The sequence below is a fragment of the Arthrobacter sp. KNU40 genome (genome assembly GCF_051515115.1).
Taxonomy (GTDB): Bacteria; Actinomycetota; Actinomycetes; order Actinomycetales; family Micrococcaceae; genus Arthrobacter.
The window spans coordinates 20,405-39,660 of sequence record NZ_CP195850.1; the positions used below are offsets into that span (position 1 = coordinate 20,405).

Consider the following 19,256-nt stretch of genomic DNA (forward strand, 5'->3'; position numbering starts at 1 on the left):
TCAGCGGCCAGCTTCTGTAACGGTTTGTATCACCATGTCGTCGAGCTTAGGGAGCGCGTGCTCCAGCCGATGCCTGGCCTCGCTGACAGTTTCTTCCACGGCTGACAGTGGCGCGTTGGCGACAACGACAGTGGCGGCGCCCTGCAGGCGATGGCCGACCCAACGCAGTTGCAGCTTCGGCACGGAGAGTACTCCGGGTGTCGTTTCCAACGCCGCCTGGGCGCTGTCGAGCAGTTCGGGTTCTATACCGTCCATCAGGCGTCGTCCGATGCTGCGTACCGTGCCCCAGAGCAGGACGATGATGGCCGCCGAAATCATCAGGCCGACAATCGGGTCCGCCAAAGGGAAGCCGAGCATCACGCCGCCGGCGCCAAGCACCACAGCGAGGGAGGTGAATCCGTCAATGCGTGCATGCACGCCGTCGGCAACGAGCGCAGCTGACCCGATCTGCCGGCCGACCCTGATCCGGTAGACGGCCACAATTTCATTGCCCGCAAAGCCAATGAGTCCGGCCGCAAGTACCCACCACAGATTGTGCAGGGGTTGCGGATGGAACAGGCGATCGATGGATTGCCACGCGGCGACTACTGCGGAAAGCGCGACCACGCCGACAATGAACAGTCCGGCAAGGTCCTCCGCCCGCCCGTATCCATAGTTGTAGCGTCGGGTTGCCGCGCGACGTCCCAGAATGAATGCAATCCATAGTGGCACTGCGGTGAGTGCGTCCGAAAAGTTGTGGATGGTGTCGGCCAGCAATGCGACGGAGCCGCTGATGAGGACCACAAGGAACTGAAGGACGGTGGTTCCAAGGAGTATGAAAAGGCTGATCTTCAGGGCCCGGACGCCCTGTGTGCTGGACTCAAGCGCGTCGTCGATTGAATCGGCGGCATCGTGGGTGTGCGGGACGAAAAGCTCATACAGCCACCCCTTGAGCCCCTTGTGGTGCTCGTGCGAGTGTCCGTCGTGGTCGTGGTCGTGGTCGTGGTCGTGGTCGTGCACGTGGTCCTCGTGATGACCAACTTGCTGGTGACCGCTCATGCCGATTCCTGTTCTGCGCGGTGGTGTGCAGGGGTACCGCCCAGGGCGTGTTCTGCCTGGAATATTGCATCCGCGACCAACTGGCGGGCGTGCTCGTTCTCGAGGCGGTACATGACCCGGGTTCCGTCCTGCCGCGTGGAAACCATCCTCGCCAAGCGCATTTTGGCGAGGTGCTGCGATACTGCGGCGGGCGACTTCCCGACGATTTCCGCCAGCGCTCCCACGGCCATTTCGCCATTCCGGAGCGCCAGTACGATCCGGACCCTCGTCGCGTCAGCCAGCATCGCGAACACTTCCACAGCCAATTCAACATACTGGCTGTCGACGCCCAGCGAGCAAGGACTCTTATCTGCATTCATACGCAGATTCTTTCACATATCCCAGCCAAACCCACATCGAGGGCCTAGGATGGCGAATCGGAGGTCGATGAGGCGCAGCGTTCGGCGGGTCAGAATGAAGTTCTCAATACCCCGGGAGTGAACTCTCAGTGAACCCGCGGACACTATCCACAGCCTTGTGCACACTGGGTAAAACCTGAGGTCCAAGGCGTGAAGGCCCCGTTTTCACCTGAAAGTCGGGGATCCTGGCTTCATGTACATGGATGTCCACATGAATTGTCCACAGCTGTGGATAAAGTTACGCACTTCTGTGGAAAGCGGTGGGTATCAGAGCCAAACTCCGGAGCTGCCCCGACGGTGGCTGTCAAGAAGATGGGTATCGATCATCCCGATCGCCTCCATCAGCGCATACATGGTGGTGGGGCCTACGAAAGCGAAGCCCTTCTTACGCAGGGCCTTGGACAGAGCAATTGACTCCGGCGATTGGGTAGCGACGTCGGCAAACGTACGCGGTTCCGGGGTCGACGCCGGTTGAAACGACCACACGAAGTCCACCAACCCGCCCTCGCTCCGCAAGGCGATGGTGGCCTTGGCGTTGGTGATGGCCGCACGGATCTTAAGGCGGTTGCGCACGATTCCCGAATCCTGCATCAGCCGTTCGACGTCGGCCTCCGCGAAAGCCGCGACGCTTTCAGGGTGGAAGTCCAGGAAAGCGGACCGGAATGCCTCCCGCTTGCGCAAGATGGTGGCCCAGGACAGGCCCGCTTGGAATCCCTCGAGGCTGATGCGCTCATACAAGCCCCGTTCGTCCCGGACGGGCATGCCCCACTCGTGGTCGTAGTACTCGCGCATGAGCGGGTCAACGGATGCCCACGGCGGACGCGCAAGGCCGTCGTCGCCAATGATGGTGCCGTTCTCGGGCGGGTTCATAGTTGTTCCTCCACAGGGAGCCGGGCAAAAGCTGTTGTTGACATTGTGCCCCCGTCCTACGACATTCCCGTGACACGCATGGTGATGTTGATCCGCCCCCGCGGCAGCCCGCAGCCTTCGGGAGCGGTTCCGGGGAGAACTTTGGTGACTCCGTGGTACGCAAAACGGGATGCTCCACCGAACACGAAGAGGTCTCCTGAGGAGAGTTCGACGTCGGTATACGGCTTGGTGCGCGTCTCCGTGTTTCCGAAGCGGAAGACGCAACTGTCTCCGATGCTGAGGGAGACCACAGGGGCCCGGGACCTTTCGTCCTTGTCCTGGTGCATCCCCATCTTGGCGGCCCCGTCGTAGAAATTCACCAGCGCAGTGTCCGGCGTGTAGCCGGCGGCTTCGGCGGCGTCGCCGTCGGCCTCGAAGAGCGCTTTGCGGCCCAGACGCACCATCCAGTCAGGAAAGTCGAGGACCCGCCGCCCGTTGACGTCAAAGGCCTCGCGTGTGTATCGATAGGGCTGCCAGTGCCAGCCGAGGCAGACCGTCCGGACGGACATCGGGTGCCCGCCTGGAAGGACGGCGGCGCGCAAGGGGACGGGACCCCGCGTCCAGTCTTCGAAACGGGCTGCGATCCACTGTTGCTGCTCAAGGCTCAACCAGCCCGGAACGTGCACCGCGCCGGGCGCGATCTCCCGGGGACCGGCGTCGGGCGGGTCCGGCAACTCAAGCGGAAACAGCGGCTCTGTCCACCCTGAACTCATGCGGCCTCGAGCGCCAACAGGGCTCGTTTGGCTTCCATGCCGCCGAGGTAGTTGCCAAACGATCCATCGGATTTCACCACCCGGTGGCAAGGAACAATCACCGGCAGCGGGTTGGTGGCGCAAGCAGTGCCGACGGCGCGCACGGCTCGCGGACTTCCGGCCGCCAAGGCCACTTGCGCGTAGCTTTCCGTGTGGCCGTAAGCGATTTGGGGCAAATGTTCCAGGACGCTGAGCCGGAACCCGCGCGAAAGGCTGAAATCCAGGGGGAGGTCGAACTGGTGCCGGGTCCCGGCGAAGTATTCGTCCAGTTCGCGGGCAGCCGGATCCAGGCGGCTCGCTGAGAAAAGGATCCGCGGACTGAGCTTTTCCGCGAGCAGCTGCAGTACGGCGTCGTGGTCTTCCACTTCGAATGCCACGCGCACCATGCCCCGCTCGGTGGCCGCAAGGAGCAGTTTGCCGAGCGGGGAGTCCACCGTGCGGTAGGCAATGTCGAGGGCGTGCTGCTCCGCTGCAGCCGCTGCGAGGCGGTCGTGGAGCCGCCGCATGACAGCCGGCTCCACGGAATCGAGGGGTGCGAGGAGTTTGGAGACGTCCGGTTCGTCGTGGTTGATGGTCATGGGGTTTCTTCTTTCACGTTGCTCAAGGAGCTGTCGAGGAGAATGGCACGCAACGCCTTGACGCCGTCGGCTCCCGCTCGACGCGCGGCGTCGGGGGTTCCTCCGAGGAGCCCGGCGACATCCTTGTAGGGGAGCCCGGCGAGGTAGTGGTACGCCACCGCCAGGCGCTGCTTCGGCGGAAGCTGCCCGACGGCGTCGAGCATCTCCCGGTGACCGTCGCCGGGGATTCCGAGACCCGACGGTCGCACGGGCAGTTCCTCCACGGGAACCGGCTGGCGGTTCCTGGAGCGGACGATGTCGATGGATTTGCGGTGGGCGATGGTCACGAGCCAGGCCTGGACGTTGGCACCGGCCGGAAGTTCCGGGTAGGCCTTCAACGCGGAGAGGAAAGTCTCGGACCAGCCGTCTTCCGCGTCGTGGACGCCGAGAACCGCTCCGCACACGCGTAGGACCGTGGGTCCGTGCTCCCGGACGACCAGCTCGAACGGCTTCTTGGGCTCCATTAGAAGAGCTTGCTTTCCTTCGCCGCTGCTGGTTCTTCGAGTTCCAGGAGGAACCGTTTGTTATCGAGGCCGCCGGCGTATCCGGTGAGCTTCCCGTCGCGCCCCACCACCCGATGGCACGGGATGATGATGCTCAATGGATTGCGGCCAACTGCCGAGCCGACGGCCTGGGAAAGGTTGCGATCGCCCAGTTCAGTGGCCAGTTCTCCGTAGCTGACGGTTTCCCCGTACGGAATTTCTTCGAGCCTTGCCCAGACCCGCTGCTGGAACGGGTTCCCTGAAGCCTTGAACGGCACGTCGAACACGGTCCGCTCGCCAGCCAGGTATTCGCCGAGTTCAACGGCAGTTTGCTGGAACAGGGGATCCTCGGCCGGGACGGCTTCACCGAAGAATTCCGAAGGCGGCATATGCCAATGACCCTCGAAGAAAATGCCGGTCAGCTGATCGTCCTGGGCAGTCAGTGTGAGCCGGCCCAGCGAGGAATCAATTGTTGTGTGCCTGGTGGTCATGTCTAGTAGACGCTGCAGGCGGCGGAAATGTGAGGTCGCCGCTCAGGAACGCCAGCGCGTGGTCATGAGGAAGCCGACAATCGCGATGCCGAAACCTGCCACGATGTTCCAGGACGCCCATGCGGCCACGGGAAGCTGGCCGCTGGTGATGTAGAAGGTGATGATCCACAGCAGGCCGATGATCATGAGACCGAACATGACGGGCTTGTACCAAACGGGATTCGGCTTGTACTGCTGTGCGGTGGCCGCTTCGGTGGGGCGGGCAGCCCTCTTGCGGGGCTTGGACTCGGGCACGGATCCTCCTTGGCCGGCTGAATGAAAGGCCACGCGCCAGCTTGATATCCTGCAGGAAGGAAAATTCCAGCGGTCAACGCGCACGCGGCAATTCCGGGGTTCGTTCTAGCAGTCAAGTCTAGCCGGATTTCGGAGGCCGCTCGTCGTCGGGCATCCGCGCCTGCAAAGAGGAGATCCAGTGGCGCAGCAGCAGACGCAGCAAGCCGCTGCCGTGCCGGACGACGGCACAGGAACCGGCGCGGAGGGTCGCCGCACCAGGGGACACAAGCCGCGGTCGGCGAGGCGCAAGGGACGGTCGAGCACGGGCGACATTGTGCGCAAAATCGTCCAGATCGTGGGCGAGTTGCTCGTCACCGCGGGACTCATCCTGCTGCTCTTTGTGGCTTGGGAACTGTGGTGGACAAACGTCGAAGCCGACGCCAAGCAAAGTCAGGCCGTCCAGGGTTTTGCGAAGAGTTTTGCGGGACCGGTGGCGCCTGTTGCCCCTGCCAACCCTGCTGCACCGCCGGACTACGGGAAGCCCGTGGTTGGCGAGGCTCCCGAGCACGGCGGCATGATCGGCATCATGTACATTCCTCGATTCGGCCCGGATTATTCGCGGCCCATCATCGAGGGAACCGGTTCCGACATTCTGGACACGCTCGGCCTTGGCCATTACGGGACCACAAGCATGCCGGGAGCCCCGGGCAACTTCGCCGTCGCGGGGCACCGCCAGACCCATGGCGCAGTGCTGGACAACATCCATCTCCTGGTTCCGGGCGACAAGATATATGTGCAGACCAAAGACGGTTACTACACGTACGTTTTCCGCAACAACCAGATCGTGCTGCCTTCCCGGACGGACGTCCTTCTTCCGGTTCCCACACAGCCCGGTGCGACGCCCACCGAAAGCTACCTGACCATGACCAGCTGCAATCCGCGCTTCGGTGCGCAAGAACGCATCATCGCTTACTCCGTTCTGGAAAGCTGGCAGCCGGCATCCGCCGGGCCACCACAGGACATCGCCAAGCAAGTCGCCCAGACGGCCGGAAAGGGTTAAGCCATGTACGGATGGATCTTCCGCCACCTTCCGGGACCCCTCTGGGTGCGTATCCTGACATCAGCGGCCCTCGTGGCATGCGCGCTTGTCTTGATGGTCCAGTTCCTGTTCCCCTGGATGTCACAGTTCACTACTTTCACCGACTCAACGATTGGTTTAGCACAGCAGCCATGAGCACAACAAAAATCCTCGTCGTGGACAACTACGACAGCTTCGTCTACACCCTGGTCGGCTACTTGCAGGAACTCGGTGCGGAAACCACAGTGGTCCGGAACGACGACGTCACCCTCGCCGAAGCGATCGAGCTCGCGGATGCGCGCGACGGAGTGCTGATCTCCCCCGGCCCCGGAACCCCGGCCGACGCCGGAGTCTGCATTGAGTTGATCAGGTGGTGCGGAGACAACAACAAACCGATGTTCGGGGTCTGCCTCGGGCACCAGGCACTCGCCGAGGCCTACGGCGGGACCGTCACGCACGCGCCAGAGCTGATGCACGGCAAGACATCACCTGTGCAGCATGACGGCAAAAGCGTTTTCGCGGGTCTGCCTTCGCCGGTAACGGCCACCCGCTACCATTCCCTGGCGGCTGTCCGGGAAAGCATTCCCGACGTCCTGGAAATCACCGCCGAAACCGCCAGCGGGGTGGTCATGGGCCTGCAGCACCGTTCGGCGCCGCTGTGCGGTGTGCAGTTCCACCCGGAATCGGTGCTCACCGAAGGTGGCTACCTTATGCTCGGCAACTGGCTTGAATCACTCGGGATGTCCGGGGCGGCCGCCCGTGCAGCCACCCTGAGCCCCCTGATCCAGCGCTAGCCGCCCAGTCCGCCCAGGCCTCCGCCGCCCTTCGTGTCGCTCGGAGACGGCGTGGGGGTCGGAGTGGGACTCGGGGGCGGGGCGGGAGCCTTCGCGACAATCACGCTGATGGTCTTGCCCTGCTCCACGAGGGAATTGAAGGCATCTCCCTGGCCCGTCACCTTTCCAGGGGCTACTTGCGAATTCTCCTGTTCGGTGACCGCGATGGCCAGGCCGTTTTGCTTGAGCAGTGCCTCGGCATCGGCCTTGAACAATCCAATGAGTTGAGGCACGGCTACTTTGCCCGTGGACACCACCAAGTCAACGGTGCTGCCCACGCCCACCACGGCCCCGGAAGCCGGCTTGGTGCTGATGACGGAGCCCGCGGGGACCGTGGCACTATTGGCCAAGGTACTTGACCCGCCTACGAGTCCAGCCTGGCGCAGGAGGTCGCGGGCAGCGGCCTCGGTGAGTCCGCTCAGGCCTGCCGGGACGGTCGCCGAGACCGGCCCGTCTGAAACGTTCAGCGTGACTTGTGATTTCGGCGCCACTTGGGACCCCGCGCCGGGGTCGGTGCTGATCACTATCCCCTTGGGTACCTTGTCATCCGGGACATGATGAGACTCCGGGCTGAGATTGGCGCTGTAAAGCATCTGCAATGCCGTGGCCTCGGTCATGGTGGTGACCGCCGGTACAGCGATCAACGGGGGCGGGGCCGGCTTCTGGTTCACCGTGGTGTACACCCAGAATCCGCCGCCGGCCAAGACCAGCAGCACCAAAATAACCACCACTGCGGTCCACGCACGACGGCGGGACTTCTGCCTGGCGGTCCGCTCGCGTTCAAGGGCGAAACCAAGCGGCATGGCGCCGTCGTGCTCAGCGTCAGACTCCGATTCGGCTGCCTCCCGGGCCAGCATGTCCTGGTCGCCGGCGGCCTGGCCGTTGCCTGGCTCTCCGCTCAGGGTGCTGTCCAGGAATTCTGCGCCCATCAGGCCGCGAGCCAGGCCACCCTCCGGAATCTGCTGTGTCGACGGCACCGCCTCCTGAACGTCGGTGGGCGTTCCGGCGGCAACTGCCGGAACAGAAACGCCGTTCTTGGCCGCACGCAGGGCGCGCCGGAAGGCAGCAGCATCCTGGAAACGATCCGCGCGATTCTTCTGCAGGCCCTTGGCCAGGACACTGTCCAGTGCCTCTGAAACGGCCGGATTGAAGGTGCTGGCGGGTTCCGGGATCTCGCGGACGTGCTGGTAGGCCACCGAGACAGGGCTATCGCCCGTGAACGGAGGACGCGACGTCAGCATTTCAAACAGGAGGCACGCCGCAGAGTACAGATCACTGCGGGCATCCACGGTCTCGCCGAGGGCCTGCTCGGGCGACAGGTATTGGGCAGTACCAACCACGGCCTGCGTCTGGGTCATGGTTGCCGCCGAATCGGCCATCGCCCGGGCGATTCCGAAGTCCATGACCTTCACATCGTTTGACTCCCCGGTCACCATGACGTTGGCCGGCTTGATATCGCGATGGACGATTCCGGCCTTATGGCTGTATTCCAGAGCGGCGAGGACGCCAAGGATGAATTCGATGGCTTGATCGATGTCCAGTTCCTTGGCTCGGATCAGGTCGCGGACAGTCCGGCCGGACACGTATTCCATGACGATGTAAGGGACCCGGACGTCCTCGCCCGGGCCACCGGGCACGGTGTACTCGCCGGTGTCGTAGATGGCGACGATAGAGGAGTGGTTCAGGGCCGCCACCGCTTGCGCCTCGCGCTTGAAGCGGGCATGGAACTGCGGATCGCGGGCAAGATCGGCACGGAGCAGTTTCACCGCGACAGTTCGTCCGAGCACCGTGTCGACGCCCTTGTAGACATCGGCCATGCCACCACGGCCGAGCAATTCACCGAGTTCGTACCGCCCGTTGAGGACGCGGTGGGATGTCATTGGAGTGCTGTCCTCTCTGTGGGCAGGGGTGGAGCGTCCGGTTGGCATGGTGTCCTACGGGGTGGTCTTAGGGGAAGGAGACGACGGGTTCGTGGTCGGCTTGGACAGGTGATAGGTCACGACGGACCCGGCCGGTACTTTCTGCCCGGCTGCAGGATCGGAACTGACGAATGTTCCCGGCGCCTGGCCGGTTGCTCCGTCAACGGGGGCTCCCGTGACCCAGCGCAGGCCCGCACCTTCGATGGTGGCCTGTACTTGCGATTCGGTGGCTCCCTTGCCGATGGTCGGCACCGTGACCATCTGCGGTCCCTTGGAGTAGTTGACGGTGATGGTCGATCCCTTGGCCACGGGACCGGAAGGATTGATGTCGATGACAGTGCCGGGCGTGGATGGATCGAAGACCTGGACGCCGTTGACCGCGAGGCCGAGTGCATTGAGGTCCGAGCGCACCTTGTCGTACGGCTGTCCCTTGTACTGCTCCGGGATCAGGTTGATCGTATCGGGGGTGGACGTGGTGGGCGTGGGGCTGGCCGAGGTCTCCGTTGGGCTCGGAGTTGCCGAGGTTGGCGGTGCGCTAGAGACCTGGGCCGGAGGGGTGGTGCTCGCCGGTGCCGGCCTGCTGGGCGAGAACAGCCCGGATTGGGTCAGGATCGCCCCCACCACGGCGAGCAGAACGAGCACGATCAGTGCAATGAGCGGCCACGTCCACGGGCTGCGTTTCTTCCGCTGCGGCTCCTCCTGGTACTCCTCTTCTTCATGGATGTACTGGTTGTGCTCGCCGGCCTGATCCAAACTGCGTTCGGCGGCCAGGGCGTTGGCACGGGCCAGCGAATTTCCACCTTCGGCTGCGGCCCCTACCGCTGCGGCTCCGGCGGCTGCGGCGCCGACCACGGGGAGCGCCGACGTCGACGTCGACCGTGCTTCCCTCCCGTACGGCGAGGTGACAATGCCGGTGGGCGCGGTGGCGATGTCCGTGGGTGCGGTGATGGGGCCCGTGGCCGATTCGAACAGCAACATCCCGGGCACGGCGGCGTGTGCCTTGGCAATGTCGCCGGCACGGATCGCCTCTGCGGCTTCAGCCAGCTTGATGGCATCCGCAGGACGGTTCCTCGGATCCTTGGCGAGCATGGACATCAGCAGGGCGCGTACCGGGGTAGGCAGGCTTTCAGGCAGCGGCGGCGGGGCGTCGTTGACCTGGGCCAGAGCAATGGCGATCTGGGATTCGCCGGAGAACGGACGATGCCCTGTGAGGCACTCGTAGCCGATAATCCCGAGGGAATATATGTCCGAGGCGCCTGTTGCCGTTTGTCCGGTGGCCTGCTCCGGAGCCAGGTACTGCGCCGTACCCATGACTTGGCCGGTCTGCGTGAGCGGAACCTGGTCTGCCAGGCGGGCGATACCGAAGTCGGTGATCTTGACACGGAAGTCCGGCGTGATCAGCAGGTTGCCCGGCTTGATGTCCCGGTGCACCAGGCCCTGGGCATGCGCGGGGGCCAGCGCCCGGGCTGTCTGGGAAATGATGGACAGGGTGCGGTCCGGGGAAAGGACCTGCTCGTGTTCCAGCATGCTGCTCAGCGGCTGACCTGGTACCAATTCCATGACCAGGTAGGCGGAGCCGTCTTCCTCTCCGTAGTCGAAGACGTTGGCTATTCCCACGTGATTAAGCAGCGCAGTGTGGCGGGCCTCGGCGCGGAACCGCTGGAGGAACCCGGGGTCACCGGTGTATTCCTCCTTGAGTACCTTGATGGCGACGATCCGGCCGAGGATCTGGTCCTTTGCCCTCCAGACCTCTCCCATGCCGCCAATCGCAATGCGACTGGTCAGCTGGAACCTGCCGCCGAGGGTGATTCCTGACGTAGGCCTCACTTGTTCAACACCGCCTCAAAAATCTTCTTCGCGTTCGGACTGGTTAGCTTTGCGCCTGTAGACACATCAACGCCTTCCATGACAATGGTGACGGCTACCTGCGGGTCGTTGGCCGGGGCGAACCCGGTAAACCATGAGTTGTTCAAGCCTGAATCGCCGAGTTGCGCCGTACCGGTCTTGCCGGCCACCTGGACTCCCGGCACCGCGGCACCGCTCGCAATGCCCTTGGATACGACGTCGGTCATCCACTGTGTGATCTGGCTGGCGATATCGGGCGTGGTGGAAGTGCGCAGCGCCTCGGCCTTGGGCTCGCTGATGACGCGCAGGTCAGGTGCCCGCACAGTCTTGACAAGGTTCGGCTTCATCTGGACGCCCTTATTGGCAATAGCGGCGGTCATCATGGCGATTTGCAGCGGAGTGGCCCTGACGTCACGCTGCCCGACGGCGGACTGGGCCAGGGCCGCCTGGTCCAGATTTTTGGGGAAGACACTGACCGCGGACTGCAGCTTGAGCTGGTCCCCGAAATCCTGTCCGAAGCCGAACTTGCTGGCCTGGTCCGCGATGGCGTTCTGACCCAGGTCCAGGGCGATGCTCGCGAAGGGCGTGTTGCACGACTGTTCCAGGGCGAAAGGGAAATCGGCTGTGTTGCGGGTTGAGCAGTTGCCGCCGGCATAGTTCGGCAGCGAGGCGTTCGAACCGGGCAAGGGCAGGCTGTCCGGGTTCGGCAAGACACTGTCCTTGTTGTACTTTCCGGAGCTCAATGCAGCCGCGGTATCGACGAGCTTGAACACGGAACCGGGCGCCAACAGTTCGCCGGTGGGCCCGCTCACGGACTGGTTGAGGTTGATGCCGGGGACCTGGTTGATTTGATCGTAACCGGCCTTTTCCTTGGCGGGATCGTGCGTGGCGATCAGGTTGGGGTTATAGGACGGCTTGGAAACCATCGCGATGATGGCACCCGTCTTCGGGTTGGTGACGACAATTGAGCCGCGCTGACCGTCAGGAATGAGGTCGTATGCCAGCTTCTGGATCACGGGATCGAGGGTCAATTCCACCGAGGCGCCCTTCGGCTGGCTCCCGAGGAAAATCTGGCTCACACGGTCAAGGAAGAGCTGGTCGGAGCTGCCTGCCAACTCATCGCGGAGCTGCTGCTCGAGTCCGGTGGACCCGTAAGTCCTGGAGAAGTAGCCTGTGATCCCGGCGTAGAGCTCCGGTTGGGCGTAACTGCGCTGGTACTTGCAGGTTTCGTCTCCGGCGACGGATTCGGCGATCGGCTTGCCGCCCACGATGATGGCACCGCGGTCGTTGCAGTAGTTCGCCAGGACGGCGCGCTGGTTCCACGGATTGTCATTGAGGTCGCCGGCGCCGATGACCTGGACATAGCTGATCGCGCCAAAGAGCAGGGCGAACATGGCAACTGCTGCCATCCACGAATTGCGTATGGAATGGTTCATGAGGTCTGCACCGCCTCTGTGGGGGCATGGGTAATGGGCGTAGTGTCCACCGGGCCGCGCGCGGTGTTCGAAATCATGAGCAGCAAGCCCACGATGATCCAGTTGGCAAGCAAGGAGGAACCGCCCGCAGCAAGGAATGGAGTGGTCAGCCCCGTCAGGGGGATGAGCCGCGTGACGCCGCCGATCACTACGAAGCACTGCAGCGCTATGGCAAAGGACAGGCCACAAGCCAAGAGCTTGCCGAACGCGTCCCGCGCGCCAAGAGCCGCGCGGAACCCGCGCGTGAAGAGGAGCATGTAGAGCATCACGATGGCAAAGAGACCGATCAGTCCGAGTTCCTCACCGATGAGGGCCACGATCATGTCGCTGTTGGCAAACGGCACCAGATCCGGCCTGCCCTGTCCGAGCCCTGTGCCTCCGAGGCCGCCATCGGCCATGCCGAAGAGGCCTTGGACGATCTGTCCGCTGCCGCCCGGGGATCGGTCGAAGACTTCGGGGGTGAAGGCGTTCCACCAGCTGTCCAGGCGGAACGCGACGTGCGAGAAGAACCTGGATGCCAGGAATCCACCGCCAAGGATCAGCGCGACTCCGATGACGACCCAGCTGATTCGGCTTGTTGCCACGTAAATGATGACGATGAACAAGCCGAAGAAAAGGATTGACGTGCCGAGGTCCCGCTGGAACACGAGGATGCCGATGCTCACGAGCCAAGCCGTGATCATCGGTCCAAGATCCTTGAAGCGCGGCAATTGCATGGGGCCGATTTTTCGCCCGGCAAGCAGGATGAGGTCCCGGTTGGAGGAAAGATAACCTGCGAAGAATATAGCCAGGGTGATCTTGGCGATTTCGCCTGGTTGGAAAGTCATGGGACCGATCCGGATCCAGACGCTGGCGCCGAGCACCTCGCCAGCGGAGATACCGGGAACGAGCGGCAGCACAAGGAGAACTGCGCTGGCCGCAAGCGAAATAAAAGTGAAACGGCGAAGGAGGCGGTGGTCCTTGAGGAACCAAATCACGACGATTGACACGGCCATGGCCAGGAGGGTCCAGCGCAACTGGTTGTTACCCGTATCCTCGCCTGGCTGGTCCATGCGATGGATGAGGGCCAGTCCCAAACCGTTGAGGGCAACGACGATCGGAAGGATGATCGGATCGGCATATTTTGCGCGGAACCTGAGGATCATGTGAAAAGCGAATGCCGCCACGATCAAGAGACTCGACTGGAACCAGAAATCGCCGTCGAAAGCGGCCGGACTGTTGAGCCCGACCATGGCGCTGGCGCCGATTCCCACAGCGAGGGCAAGGACCAGCAGGACGAGCTCGACGTTGCGGCGGGGCTTGGGTGTGGTGATGGCCAGAATCATCGCGACACCGCGCACGTAGGGGCAGCCGTGGCCGTGGGTGACGATGTTGGCGGGTTCGAAGGACCCGGGCTTGCCGGACTCGGGCTTGCAGGCGTCGGGCTTGCCGTGGGGGTGGGACTCGCCGTCGGCTTGGCTGTGCCCGTGGGGCAATTGACGGGCAGCCCCGTGGTGCCCTTTTCCTGCAGGTTTTTCACAATTTGCTGGGCATCGGCGAGATCCCGCGCCGGAACGGTCTGGCGAACGACTTGTTGCGTGAATTCAGGCAAAGAATCCATGCGGATGCCCGTCGTGGCCTCTACTTTCGAGAGCTGGAACGGGCCAAGGCTCTGTGAAATGCCGTTGAAAATCGCGACGTGCTGGTTGAATTCACCGACGTAGTAGCGTGTTTGGGTCCACGCATAGCCGAGCCACAGCCCGGCGACCACGAAAATGGCCAAGACCGCGGCAATGGCCGGCGTCAGCCAGCGCCGTTTCCGGACGGCAAGCGGTTGCGGATCCTGGCGGTCCTGTTCAGCCTTGTGGGTCAGCACCGTGGCAGCCCGGCGTGCAACGCTGCGTCCGGCTATGGTCGGAATCGAACCCGTATCGGCCGCGGTCGCGGCGGCACCGACCAGTTCGTGGGGACGGCTTGCGAGTTCTTCGCGGAGGATCTCGGCTGACAGGTGCTCGCCAAGGTGCGGGTCCGTCGCCGTCGGAGGCTCAGGGGTCCCGGCGGCTTTTGCCGAACCCGCTACGGGACCCGCCGCTGCGGTGGGATTTGCCGCGGCTGCGGGGCTGTTGGCTCCGGACTCTTTGACCTGGGCTGCCGCATCGTTGCCGTGCGCGCTGTCCTTGCTCTGCGCGGACTTTCCGGGATCGGCCGCTTTCGGCGGCACTGGTGCTTCCCGGACGACGTCGACGGCGGCCGTGCTGAGGTTGTCGCCGGTCTCTTCCACGATTTCCAACAGCACCACGGTGACGTTATCGGGAGCGCCGTTGGCGAGCGTGAGCTCAACGAGGAGTTCAGCGCACTCGGCGAGGTCCTTGGTTTCGCGGACGACTTGCTCCACGACCGCGCCTTGGACGTAGTTCAGGCCATCGGAGCAGAGGAGCCAGCGTTCGCCCGGTACGACGTCGAGCTCGTCCAGGTCCAGCTCGGGGCTCGCGTCCACGTCGCCCAGAACGCGCATGAGGACGTTTTTGTGCGGGTGGGTCTCGGCTTCCTCGGGGCGCAGGCGGCCTTCGTCGATCAGCCTCTGGACGAAAGTGTGGTCCACGCTGATTTGCTCGAATTTGCCATTGCGCAGGCGGTAGGCGCGGGAATCGCCGATGTGCGCGAAGTGCAGCCGCCTGCCTTCGAGGAGCAGGGCGGTGACCGTGGTGCCCATGCCTGCGAGCTTCGGGTCCACGTGGACGAGCTCGGAGAGTAGGGAATTGGCAGTCTGGATTTCGTCTGCCAGGACTGTTTCCGCGCCGTCCGGGTAGGAATCGTGATCGAGGTGGATCATGTCCAGCACGGTGGATGCCGAGGCGACGTCCCCGCCCGCGTGCCCGCCCATTCCGTCCGCCACGACGGCAAGATGCCGGCCGGCATACGCAGAGTCGTCGTTCTTCGAGCGGACACGCCCGACGTCGGACCGCGCCGCGTAACGCATGATGAGGGGGAGGTCCGGAGGCAGAGCCTTGCCCTCGGAAGCTTGGGGGGAAGCCATGGGCTACGCCCTCAATTCGATGACCGTCTTGCCGATCCTCACGGGGACACCAAGCTCCACCGGCAGGGCGCGGGTCAGTTGCTGATCGGCGAGGTAGGTGCCGTTGGTGGAGCCAAGATCTTCGATGAACCATCGGCTGCCCTGGGGGAACAAGCGCGCGTGCCTGCCCGAAGCATAATCATCCTCGAGGACCAACGTGGCCTCTTGTGCGCGGCCCAGGAGAATCGGGCTCGCGGCCAAAGGAAGCGTGGTCCCCTTGAGCGGGCCTTCGACGACGACGAGCTGGTGCGCCTGTTGCTTCACGGGCTGGGGTGGCGCGGGGGCGAGCTCCGGGTGCTTGCGTACTTCGCGCGCCGTCGGAGTTCCCATGGCTGCTTTGCGGCCGATCACGAGATCACGACGCATGGTCGAGACGATGCTGAAGATCAAAATCCACAGCAACAGCAGGAAGCCGAAGCGGAGGGCGGTGATGGTCAGTTCACTGATGTCGCTCACGGGCGCCCACCAGAGGGCTGGGGGAGAAGTCTGAAGATGATCTTGGTCCGTCCCATGGTGATGGTGGATCCGTCAGTAAGTTCCACACTGCCGTCCACTTTATGGCCGTTGACGTAGCTTCCGTTGGTGGAACCGAGGTCGACGGCGCGGATGACTCCGTCGGCCGTCTGGATTTCCAAGTGCTTGCGCGAGACGCCGGTATCATCCACCAGGATGTCGGCCTCGGATGACCTGCCCAGCACGATGGAAGGCGCGTTGAGGGAATAGCGTTGTCCGCCGATGTCCAGGACAGGCTGGAGCCGGGTGGGCTCGCGGCTCGGCGCCGCGGGGACAACGGGCCGAGGAGCAGCCGGCGCTGCCGCCCGGTCGGATTTCTCCGTGCGGGACGTGATTTCGAAATGGCCTTCGCGCTGGGCTTCGTCGTGACGGAAGGAGATCCGTACCGGACCCTGCAGGATGTAACCCTGGCTGCGCACGTGCTGGATGACGACGTCGCACAATTCTTCGGCCAGGGGAGTTCCCCAGTCCTGGGCGCGCGCGAAGTCTTGATCGCTCAAGAGGACATCGAAGACGTTGGGAGCCAAGGTGCGGCCGGCCGAAATAGTGATGGACTGGTTGTCCAGTTCTCGGCGAAGTTTGCTCGCTATCTCCACCGGCTCCACCCGAGCCCGCGAACCGGTGGAGAAGACGCCGCGGACGGCCTTTTCGATGCCGCGCTCAACCCTGTCAAGCAAGCCCATGGTCTTTCTCCTTCCGCTTCGTTGACCCTGCAGTATCAGTAGCCAAGACGAATCCCCGCAGTGGCCGGAGCGCACGCGAGAAGCCTGTCTTCAACCCCGATACTACTGGGCAAGACTGTGAATGGCCTTATTCCACAACGGCTGGAACGCCGGAAAAGTTCGCCGGCCTGCATCATTTCGGGATGCTCCTCGCCGGATTTCCGTATGCTGTGGGCAACCGGCAATCCGTGGCGTCCCGGGGTTTTACGGCCTCGTTCTTGGTCGATTGGTGTTTTCAGCGGGTTGTCCGTTATGCTTGATCTCGCTGCTTTCGCAGGGGTAAGGCCGGGGAAACCAGGTACGGCCCGGGCGAAGGAAGTTGCGCGCGAGTGGCGGAACGGCAGACGCGCTGGCTTCAGGTGCCAGTATCCGAAAGGGTGTGGGGGTTCAAATCCCCCCTCGCGCACGCAATTCAAGGAACCCCGGTCTCTGACCGGGGTTCCTTTGTTTAACACCCAACTGACCCGTGTTGAACACCCAACTGACTCGCATTTGTTGTCGTTTTGACGGCTCATAACGACAACAACTGCGAGCTAGTTGGGCGATGCCCGGAGCGCGCCGAGCCCGGTGATCAGGGCATCCAAGCCCATGCTGAACGCGAGGTCGGACGGGTAGTTGTTCCGTTCAGGTCCAAGGCTGCGGACCGCCGAAGTGAAGTGCGGCGTGGAGTCGGCCAAGCGGCCGGAATCGAAAATGTCCGCCGGCGCGTTCGCGTCGAAAGCAGCACCGAAAATATAGGCCTCGAGGGCTACGATGCTTGGGATGATCTGCTTCTCCGGGAAACCCGCACGGAGGAATCCCTCCGTGACGGCTTCGTACATTGCGAGCGTCTGCGGGGCGTCCGTCACGGGAAGGACCGCGATCACCGAGATCAGCGGGGTGTGCCTTGCGAAGATACCGCGGTAGGAATATGCCCATTGCCTGACGGCCTCCTCCCAGGGGAGCGTGCTGAAACCGCCGAAGTCGACCTTGGACATCAGGTCTTCTTCCACGAGCTTGAGGACCTCATCCTTGGAGGACACATGGTTGTAAAGGGCCGACGGCGCTACACCTAGGGATCGCGCGAGGGCCGCCATGGTGAGGCCGTCGTAGCCCTTCTTGCTGATCAGTTCCAGCGCCGCTGCAGTGATTCCATCCTGGTCCAGGACCGCCGCCATTGGCCGTCCTGCCCTGCGGCGCGCTTTGGTCTCGCCCGGGGCGGGGGTGGGTTCAGGCATCGCTGACCTTTCTGGAGGCTGTGTCAATGCATTATTCCATTTGGGTCTTCACAGCCGGAGCCAAGCCAGCTACAGTTGAGATAAATGAACGTCATTCATTTATTGGTCAGCCAACGGGGACGGCCACAGAAAGGACATCATGTTGAATCTTGATCGCGACGTTGTAATTGTCGGTGCCGGTCCGTCGGGGTTGACGGCCGCCCGCGAATTGAAGAAGGCCGGACTCAGCGTTGCCGTACTCGAAGCACGCGACCGCGTCGGTGGGCGCACATGGACCGACACCATTGACGGGGCCATGCTGGAAATCGGCGGACAGTGGGTGTCCCCGGACCAGACCGCCCTCATGGGGCTCCTGGACGAACTGGGCCTCACGATGTACTCCCGCTACCGCGACGGCGAATCTGTCTACCTCGCGCCGGACGGCAGCCGCACCCGCTACACCGGGGCTTCCTTCCCGGTCAGCGAAACCACTGCAGCCGAGATGGACAAGCTCATTTCCATCCTGGACGGCCTCGCTGCCGAGATCGGCCCGGAGGAGCCTTGGGCCCACCCCAAGTCCCGCGAACTGGACACCATATCCTTCCACCACTGGTTGCGCCAGAACTCCACGGACGAGGAAGCCTGCAACAACATCGGCCTCTTCATCGCCGGTGGAATGCTGACCAAGCCGGCCCATGCCTTCTCTGCGCTGCAAGCAGTGCTGATGGCGGCTTCGGCAGGTTCCTTCTCCAACCTGACGGACGAAGACTTCATCCTGGACAAGAGGGTTATTGGCGGCATGCAGCAGGTCTCCCTGTTGATAGCCGCGGAATTGGGTGACGACGTCGTACTTAACAGCCCGGTCCGCACCATCAATTGGGAGCCGGCCGGTGAAGGCCATCGCGTCACCGTCGAGTCCGAGCGTGCAACCGTCAACGCGCGATTCGTCATCATGGCCGTCCCGCCGAACCTGTACTCCCGCGTGTCCTACAACCCGCCGCTGCCGCGCCGCCAGCATCAGATGCACCAGCACCAGTCCCTGGGCCTCGTCATCAAGGTGCACGCTGTCTACAGCACGCCGTTCTGGCGCGAAGACGGACTGTCCGGCACGGGCTTCGGCGCCGACGCCCTGGTCCAGGAGGTCTACGACAACACCAACCACGGGGACACGCGCGGCACCTTGGTGGGCTTCATTTCGGACGAAAAGGCAGACGCCGTCTTCGAGCTCAGCGCCGAGGACCGCAAGAAGAAGGTCCTTGAGTCCATTGCGAGCTTCCTGGGCGAGAAGGCCCTGGATGCCGAGGTCTACTACGAATCCGACTGGGGTTCCGAGGAATGGACCCGCGGAGCCTATGCGGCCAGCTATGACCTGGGTGGCCTGCACCGCTACGGCAAGGACCAGCACGCCAACGTCGGACCCATCTACTGGTCCTCCTCCGATCTGGCTGCGGAAGGCTATCAGCACGTTGACGGAGCAGTCCGGATGGGCCAGGCAACGGCCGCCAGGATCGTCACCGCCAACAACCGCGTCGCTGCGGTACCGGTGGCGTAGTCGATCCAATCCAAACGTGAGGTCTCGGCTCTTTCGCTCGTTGAAAGGGACGAGACCTCACTCTTGGAATCAGGGCAACCGGGCCCATGGGCAAGATTGTTGAACAAT

Annotated in this window: 19 protein-coding genes and 1 tRNA gene; 4 read left to right on the forward strand and 16 right to left on the reverse strand. The window is 63.3% G+C overall.

What is annotated here, in order from left to right:
• The 8 genes from ACSKT0_RS00105 to ACSKT0_RS00140 all read right to left on the reverse strand — a co-directional run bounded on the left by ACSKT0_RS00105 (nt 1) and on the right by ACSKT0_RS00140 (nt 4,981).
• Complete coding sequence (locus ACSKT0_RS00105; protein ID WP_437771975.1) at nt 1-1,038, reverse strand: cation diffusion facilitator family transporter; 1,038 nt, start codon at nt 1,036-1,038, stop codon at nt 1-3.
• The gene (locus ACSKT0_RS00110) at nt 1,035-1,397 is read right to left on the reverse strand and encodes an ArsR/SmtB family transcription factor (protein WP_437771976.1); all 363 of its coding nucleotides are present in this window, start codon (nt 1,395-1,397) and stop codon (nt 1,035-1,037) included. Before ACSKT0_RS00110 ends, ACSKT0_RS00105 begins: the two co-directional genes overlap by 4 nt.
• Before the next feature lie 306 nt (nt 1,398-1,703).
• Nucleotides 1,704-2,306 (reverse strand): DNA-3-methyladenine glycosylase I, encoded by a 603-nt coding sequence (locus tag ACSKT0_RS00115; protein ID WP_437771977.1) that lies wholly within the window; start codon nt 2,304-2,306, stop codon nt 1,704-1,706.
• A 56-nt stretch (nt 2,307-2,362) separates the two neighbouring features.
• Nucleotides 2,363-3,058: an alpha-ketoglutarate-dependent dioxygenase AlkB family protein gene (locus ACSKT0_RS00120; RefSeq protein WP_437771978.1), complete on the reverse strand. Its 696-nt coding sequence runs from the start codon at nt 3,056-3,058 to the stop codon at nt 2,363-2,365.
• Nucleotides 3,055-3,675: a methylated-DNA--[protein]-cysteine S-methyltransferase gene (locus ACSKT0_RS00125; RefSeq protein ID WP_437771979.1), complete on the reverse strand. Its 621-nt coding sequence runs from the start codon at nt 3,673-3,675 to the stop codon at nt 3,055-3,057. Before ACSKT0_RS00125 ends, ACSKT0_RS00120 begins: the two co-directional genes overlap by 4 nt.
• Complete coding sequence (locus tag ACSKT0_RS00130; RefSeq protein WP_437771980.1) at nt 3,672-4,178, reverse strand: RNA polymerase sigma factor; 507 nt, start codon at nt 4,176-4,178, stop codon at nt 3,672-3,674. Before ACSKT0_RS00130 ends, ACSKT0_RS00125 begins: the two co-directional genes overlap by 4 nt.
• On the reverse strand, nt 4,178-4,687 hold the full coding sequence (locus ACSKT0_RS00135; RefSeq protein WP_437771981.1) for a methylated-DNA--[protein]-cysteine S-methyltransferase: 510 nt from the start codon (nt 4,685-4,687) through the stop codon (nt 4,178-4,180). The genes ACSKT0_RS00130 and ACSKT0_RS00135 overlap by 1 nt, the downstream gene beginning before the upstream one ends.
• A gap of 42 nt (nt 4,688-4,729) precedes the next feature.
• Entirely contained in the window at nt 4,730-4,981 is a 252-nt protein-coding gene (locus ACSKT0_RS00140) for a cell division protein CrgA (protein ID WP_437771982.1), read from the reverse strand.
• Nucleotides 4,982-5,291: 310 nt separating this feature from the next.
• Between ACSKT0_RS00140 and ACSKT0_RS00145 the strand changes: the two genes are divergently transcribed.
• Nucleotides 5,292-6,020, forward strand: coding sequence for a class E sortase (locus ACSKT0_RS00145; RefSeq protein ID WP_437774107.1), 729 nt, complete (start codon nt 5,292-5,294; stop codon nt 6,018-6,020).
• A gap of 170 nt (nt 6,021-6,190) precedes the next feature.
• A complete protein-coding gene (locus ACSKT0_RS00150; RefSeq protein WP_345448282.1) occupies nt 6,191-6,832 on the forward strand; it encodes an aminodeoxychorismate/anthranilate synthase component II in 642 nt (213 codons plus the stop codon).
• On the opposite strand, the gene pknB is transcribed toward ACSKT0_RS00150, so the two are convergent.
• From pknB to ACSKT0_RS00185, 7 genes are read right to left on the reverse strand one after another with little or no spacing between them, the layout of a single operon-like run.
• Nucleotides 6,829-8,799: a Stk1 family PASTA domain-containing Ser/Thr kinase gene (gene pknB, locus ACSKT0_RS00155; RefSeq protein ID WP_437771983.1), complete on the reverse strand. Its 1,971-nt coding sequence runs from the start codon at nt 8,797-8,799 to the stop codon at nt 6,829-6,831. The two genes, ACSKT0_RS00150 and pknB, sit on opposite strands and share 4 nt — an antisense overlap.
• Nucleotides 8,800-8,805: 6 nt before the next feature.
• Nucleotides 8,806-10,617: a protein kinase domain-containing protein gene (locus ACSKT0_RS00160; protein WP_437771984.1), complete on the reverse strand. Its 1,812-nt coding sequence runs from the start codon at nt 10,615-10,617 to the stop codon at nt 8,806-8,808.
• Nucleotides 10,614-12,071: a penicillin-binding transpeptidase domain-containing protein gene (locus tag ACSKT0_RS00165; RefSeq protein WP_437771985.1), complete on the reverse strand. Its 1,458-nt coding sequence runs from the start codon at nt 12,069-12,071 to the stop codon at nt 10,614-10,616. Before ACSKT0_RS00165 ends, ACSKT0_RS00160 begins: the two co-directional genes overlap by 4 nt.
• Nucleotides 12,068-13,435: an FtsW/RodA/SpoVE family cell cycle protein gene (locus ACSKT0_RS00170; protein ID WP_437771986.1), complete on the reverse strand. Its 1,368-nt coding sequence runs from the start codon at nt 13,433-13,435 to the stop codon at nt 12,068-12,070. Before ACSKT0_RS00170 ends, ACSKT0_RS00165 begins: the two co-directional genes overlap by 4 nt.
• Nucleotides 13,432-15,126 (reverse strand): PP2C family protein-serine/threonine phosphatase, encoded by a 1,695-nt coding sequence (locus tag ACSKT0_RS00175; RefSeq protein ID WP_437771987.1) that lies wholly within the window; start codon nt 15,124-15,126, stop codon nt 13,432-13,434. Before ACSKT0_RS00175 ends, ACSKT0_RS00170 begins: the two co-directional genes overlap by 4 nt.
• A gap of 3 nt (nt 15,127-15,129) precedes the next feature.
• Nucleotides 15,130-15,612, reverse strand: coding sequence for an FHA domain-containing protein FhaB/FipA (locus ACSKT0_RS00180; RefSeq protein WP_059390255.1), 483 nt, complete (start codon nt 15,610-15,612; stop codon nt 15,130-15,132).
• A 5-nt stretch (nt 15,613-15,617) separates the two neighbouring features.
• Nucleotides 15,618-16,361, reverse strand: a complete 744-nt coding sequence (locus tag ACSKT0_RS00185) for an FhaA domain-containing protein (RefSeq protein ID WP_437771988.1) — start codon at nt 16,359-16,361, stop codon at nt 15,618-15,620.
• Between the two features lie 362 nt (nt 16,362-16,723).
• Between ACSKT0_RS00185 and ACSKT0_RS00190 the strand changes: the two genes are divergently transcribed.
• Nucleotides 16,724-16,806 (forward strand) — tRNA-Leu (locus ACSKT0_RS00190).
• A gap of 127 nt (nt 16,807-16,933) precedes the next feature.
• Here the strand turns inward: ACSKT0_RS00190 and ACSKT0_RS00195 are convergent.
• Entirely contained in the window at nt 16,934-17,617 is a 684-nt protein-coding gene (locus ACSKT0_RS00195) for a TetR/AcrR family transcriptional regulator (protein ID WP_437771989.1), read from the reverse strand.
• A gap of 139 nt (nt 17,618-17,756) precedes the next feature.
• On the opposite strand from ACSKT0_RS00195, the gene ACSKT0_RS00200 reads away from it, so the two are divergent.
• Nucleotides 17,757-19,148, forward strand: coding sequence for a flavin monoamine oxidase family protein (locus ACSKT0_RS00200; protein WP_437771990.1), 1,392 nt, complete (start codon nt 17,757-17,759; stop codon nt 19,146-19,148).
• Nucleotides 19,149-19,256: the final 108 nt, after the last annotated feature.

Bases quoted from the DNA above. Each gene is read 5' to 3' on its own strand.
- ACSKT0_RS00105 (WP_437771975.1), bottom strand. From the start codon at position 1,038: ATGAGCGGTCACCAGCAAGTTGGTCATCACGAGGACCACGTGCACGAC.
- ACSKT0_RS00110 (WP_437771976.1), bottom strand. From the start codon at position 1,397: ATGAATGCAGATAAGAGTCCTTGCTCGCTGGGCGTCGACAGCCAGTAT.
- ACSKT0_RS00115 (WP_437771977.1), bottom strand. From the start codon at position 2,306: ATGAACCCGCCCGAGAACGGCACCATCATTGGCGACGACGGCCTTGCG.
- ACSKT0_RS00120 (WP_437771978.1), bottom strand. From the start codon at position 3,058: ATGAGTTCAGGGTGGACAGAGCCGCTGTTTCCGCTTGAGTTGCCGGAC.
- ACSKT0_RS00125 (WP_437771979.1), bottom strand. From the start codon at position 3,675: ATGACCATCAACCACGACGAACCGGACGTCTCCAAACTCCTCGCACCC.
- ACSKT0_RS00130 (WP_437771980.1), bottom strand. From the start codon at position 4,178: ATGGAGCCCAAGAAGCCGTTCGAGCTGGTCGTCCGGGAGCACGGACCC.
- ACSKT0_RS00135 (WP_437771981.1), bottom strand. From the start codon at position 4,687: ATGACCACCAGGCACACAACAATTGATTCCTCGCTGGGCCGGCTCACA.
- ACSKT0_RS00150 (WP_345448282.1), top strand. From the start codon at position 6,191: ATGAGCACAACAAAAATCCTCGTCGTGGACAACTACGACAGCTTCGTC.
- pknB (WP_437771983.1), bottom strand. From the start codon at position 8,799: ATGCCAACCGGACGCTCCACCCCTGCCCACAGAGAGGACAGCACTCCA.
- ACSKT0_RS00165 (WP_437771985.1), bottom strand. From the start codon at position 12,071: ATGAACCATTCCATACGCAATTCGTGGATGGCAGCAGTTGCCATGTTC.
- ACSKT0_RS00170 (WP_437771986.1), bottom strand. From the start codon at position 13,435: ATGATTCTGGCCATCACCACACCCAAGCCCCGCCGCAACGTCGAGCTC.
- ACSKT0_RS00175 (WP_437771987.1), bottom strand. From the start codon at position 15,126: ATGGCTTCCCCCCAAGCTTCCGAGGGCAAGGCTCTGCCTCCGGACCTC.
- ACSKT0_RS00185 (WP_437771988.1), bottom strand. From the start codon at position 16,361: ATGGGCTTGCTTGACAGGGTTGAGCGCGGCATCGAAAAGGCCGTCCGC.
- ACSKT0_RS00195 (WP_437771989.1), bottom strand. From the start codon at position 17,617: ATGCCTGAACCCACCCCCGCCCCGGGCGAGACCAAAGCGCGCCGCAGG.
- ACSKT0_RS00200 (WP_437771990.1), top strand. From the start codon at position 17,757: ATGTTGAATCTTGATCGCGACGTTGTAATTGTCGGTGCCGGTCCGTCG.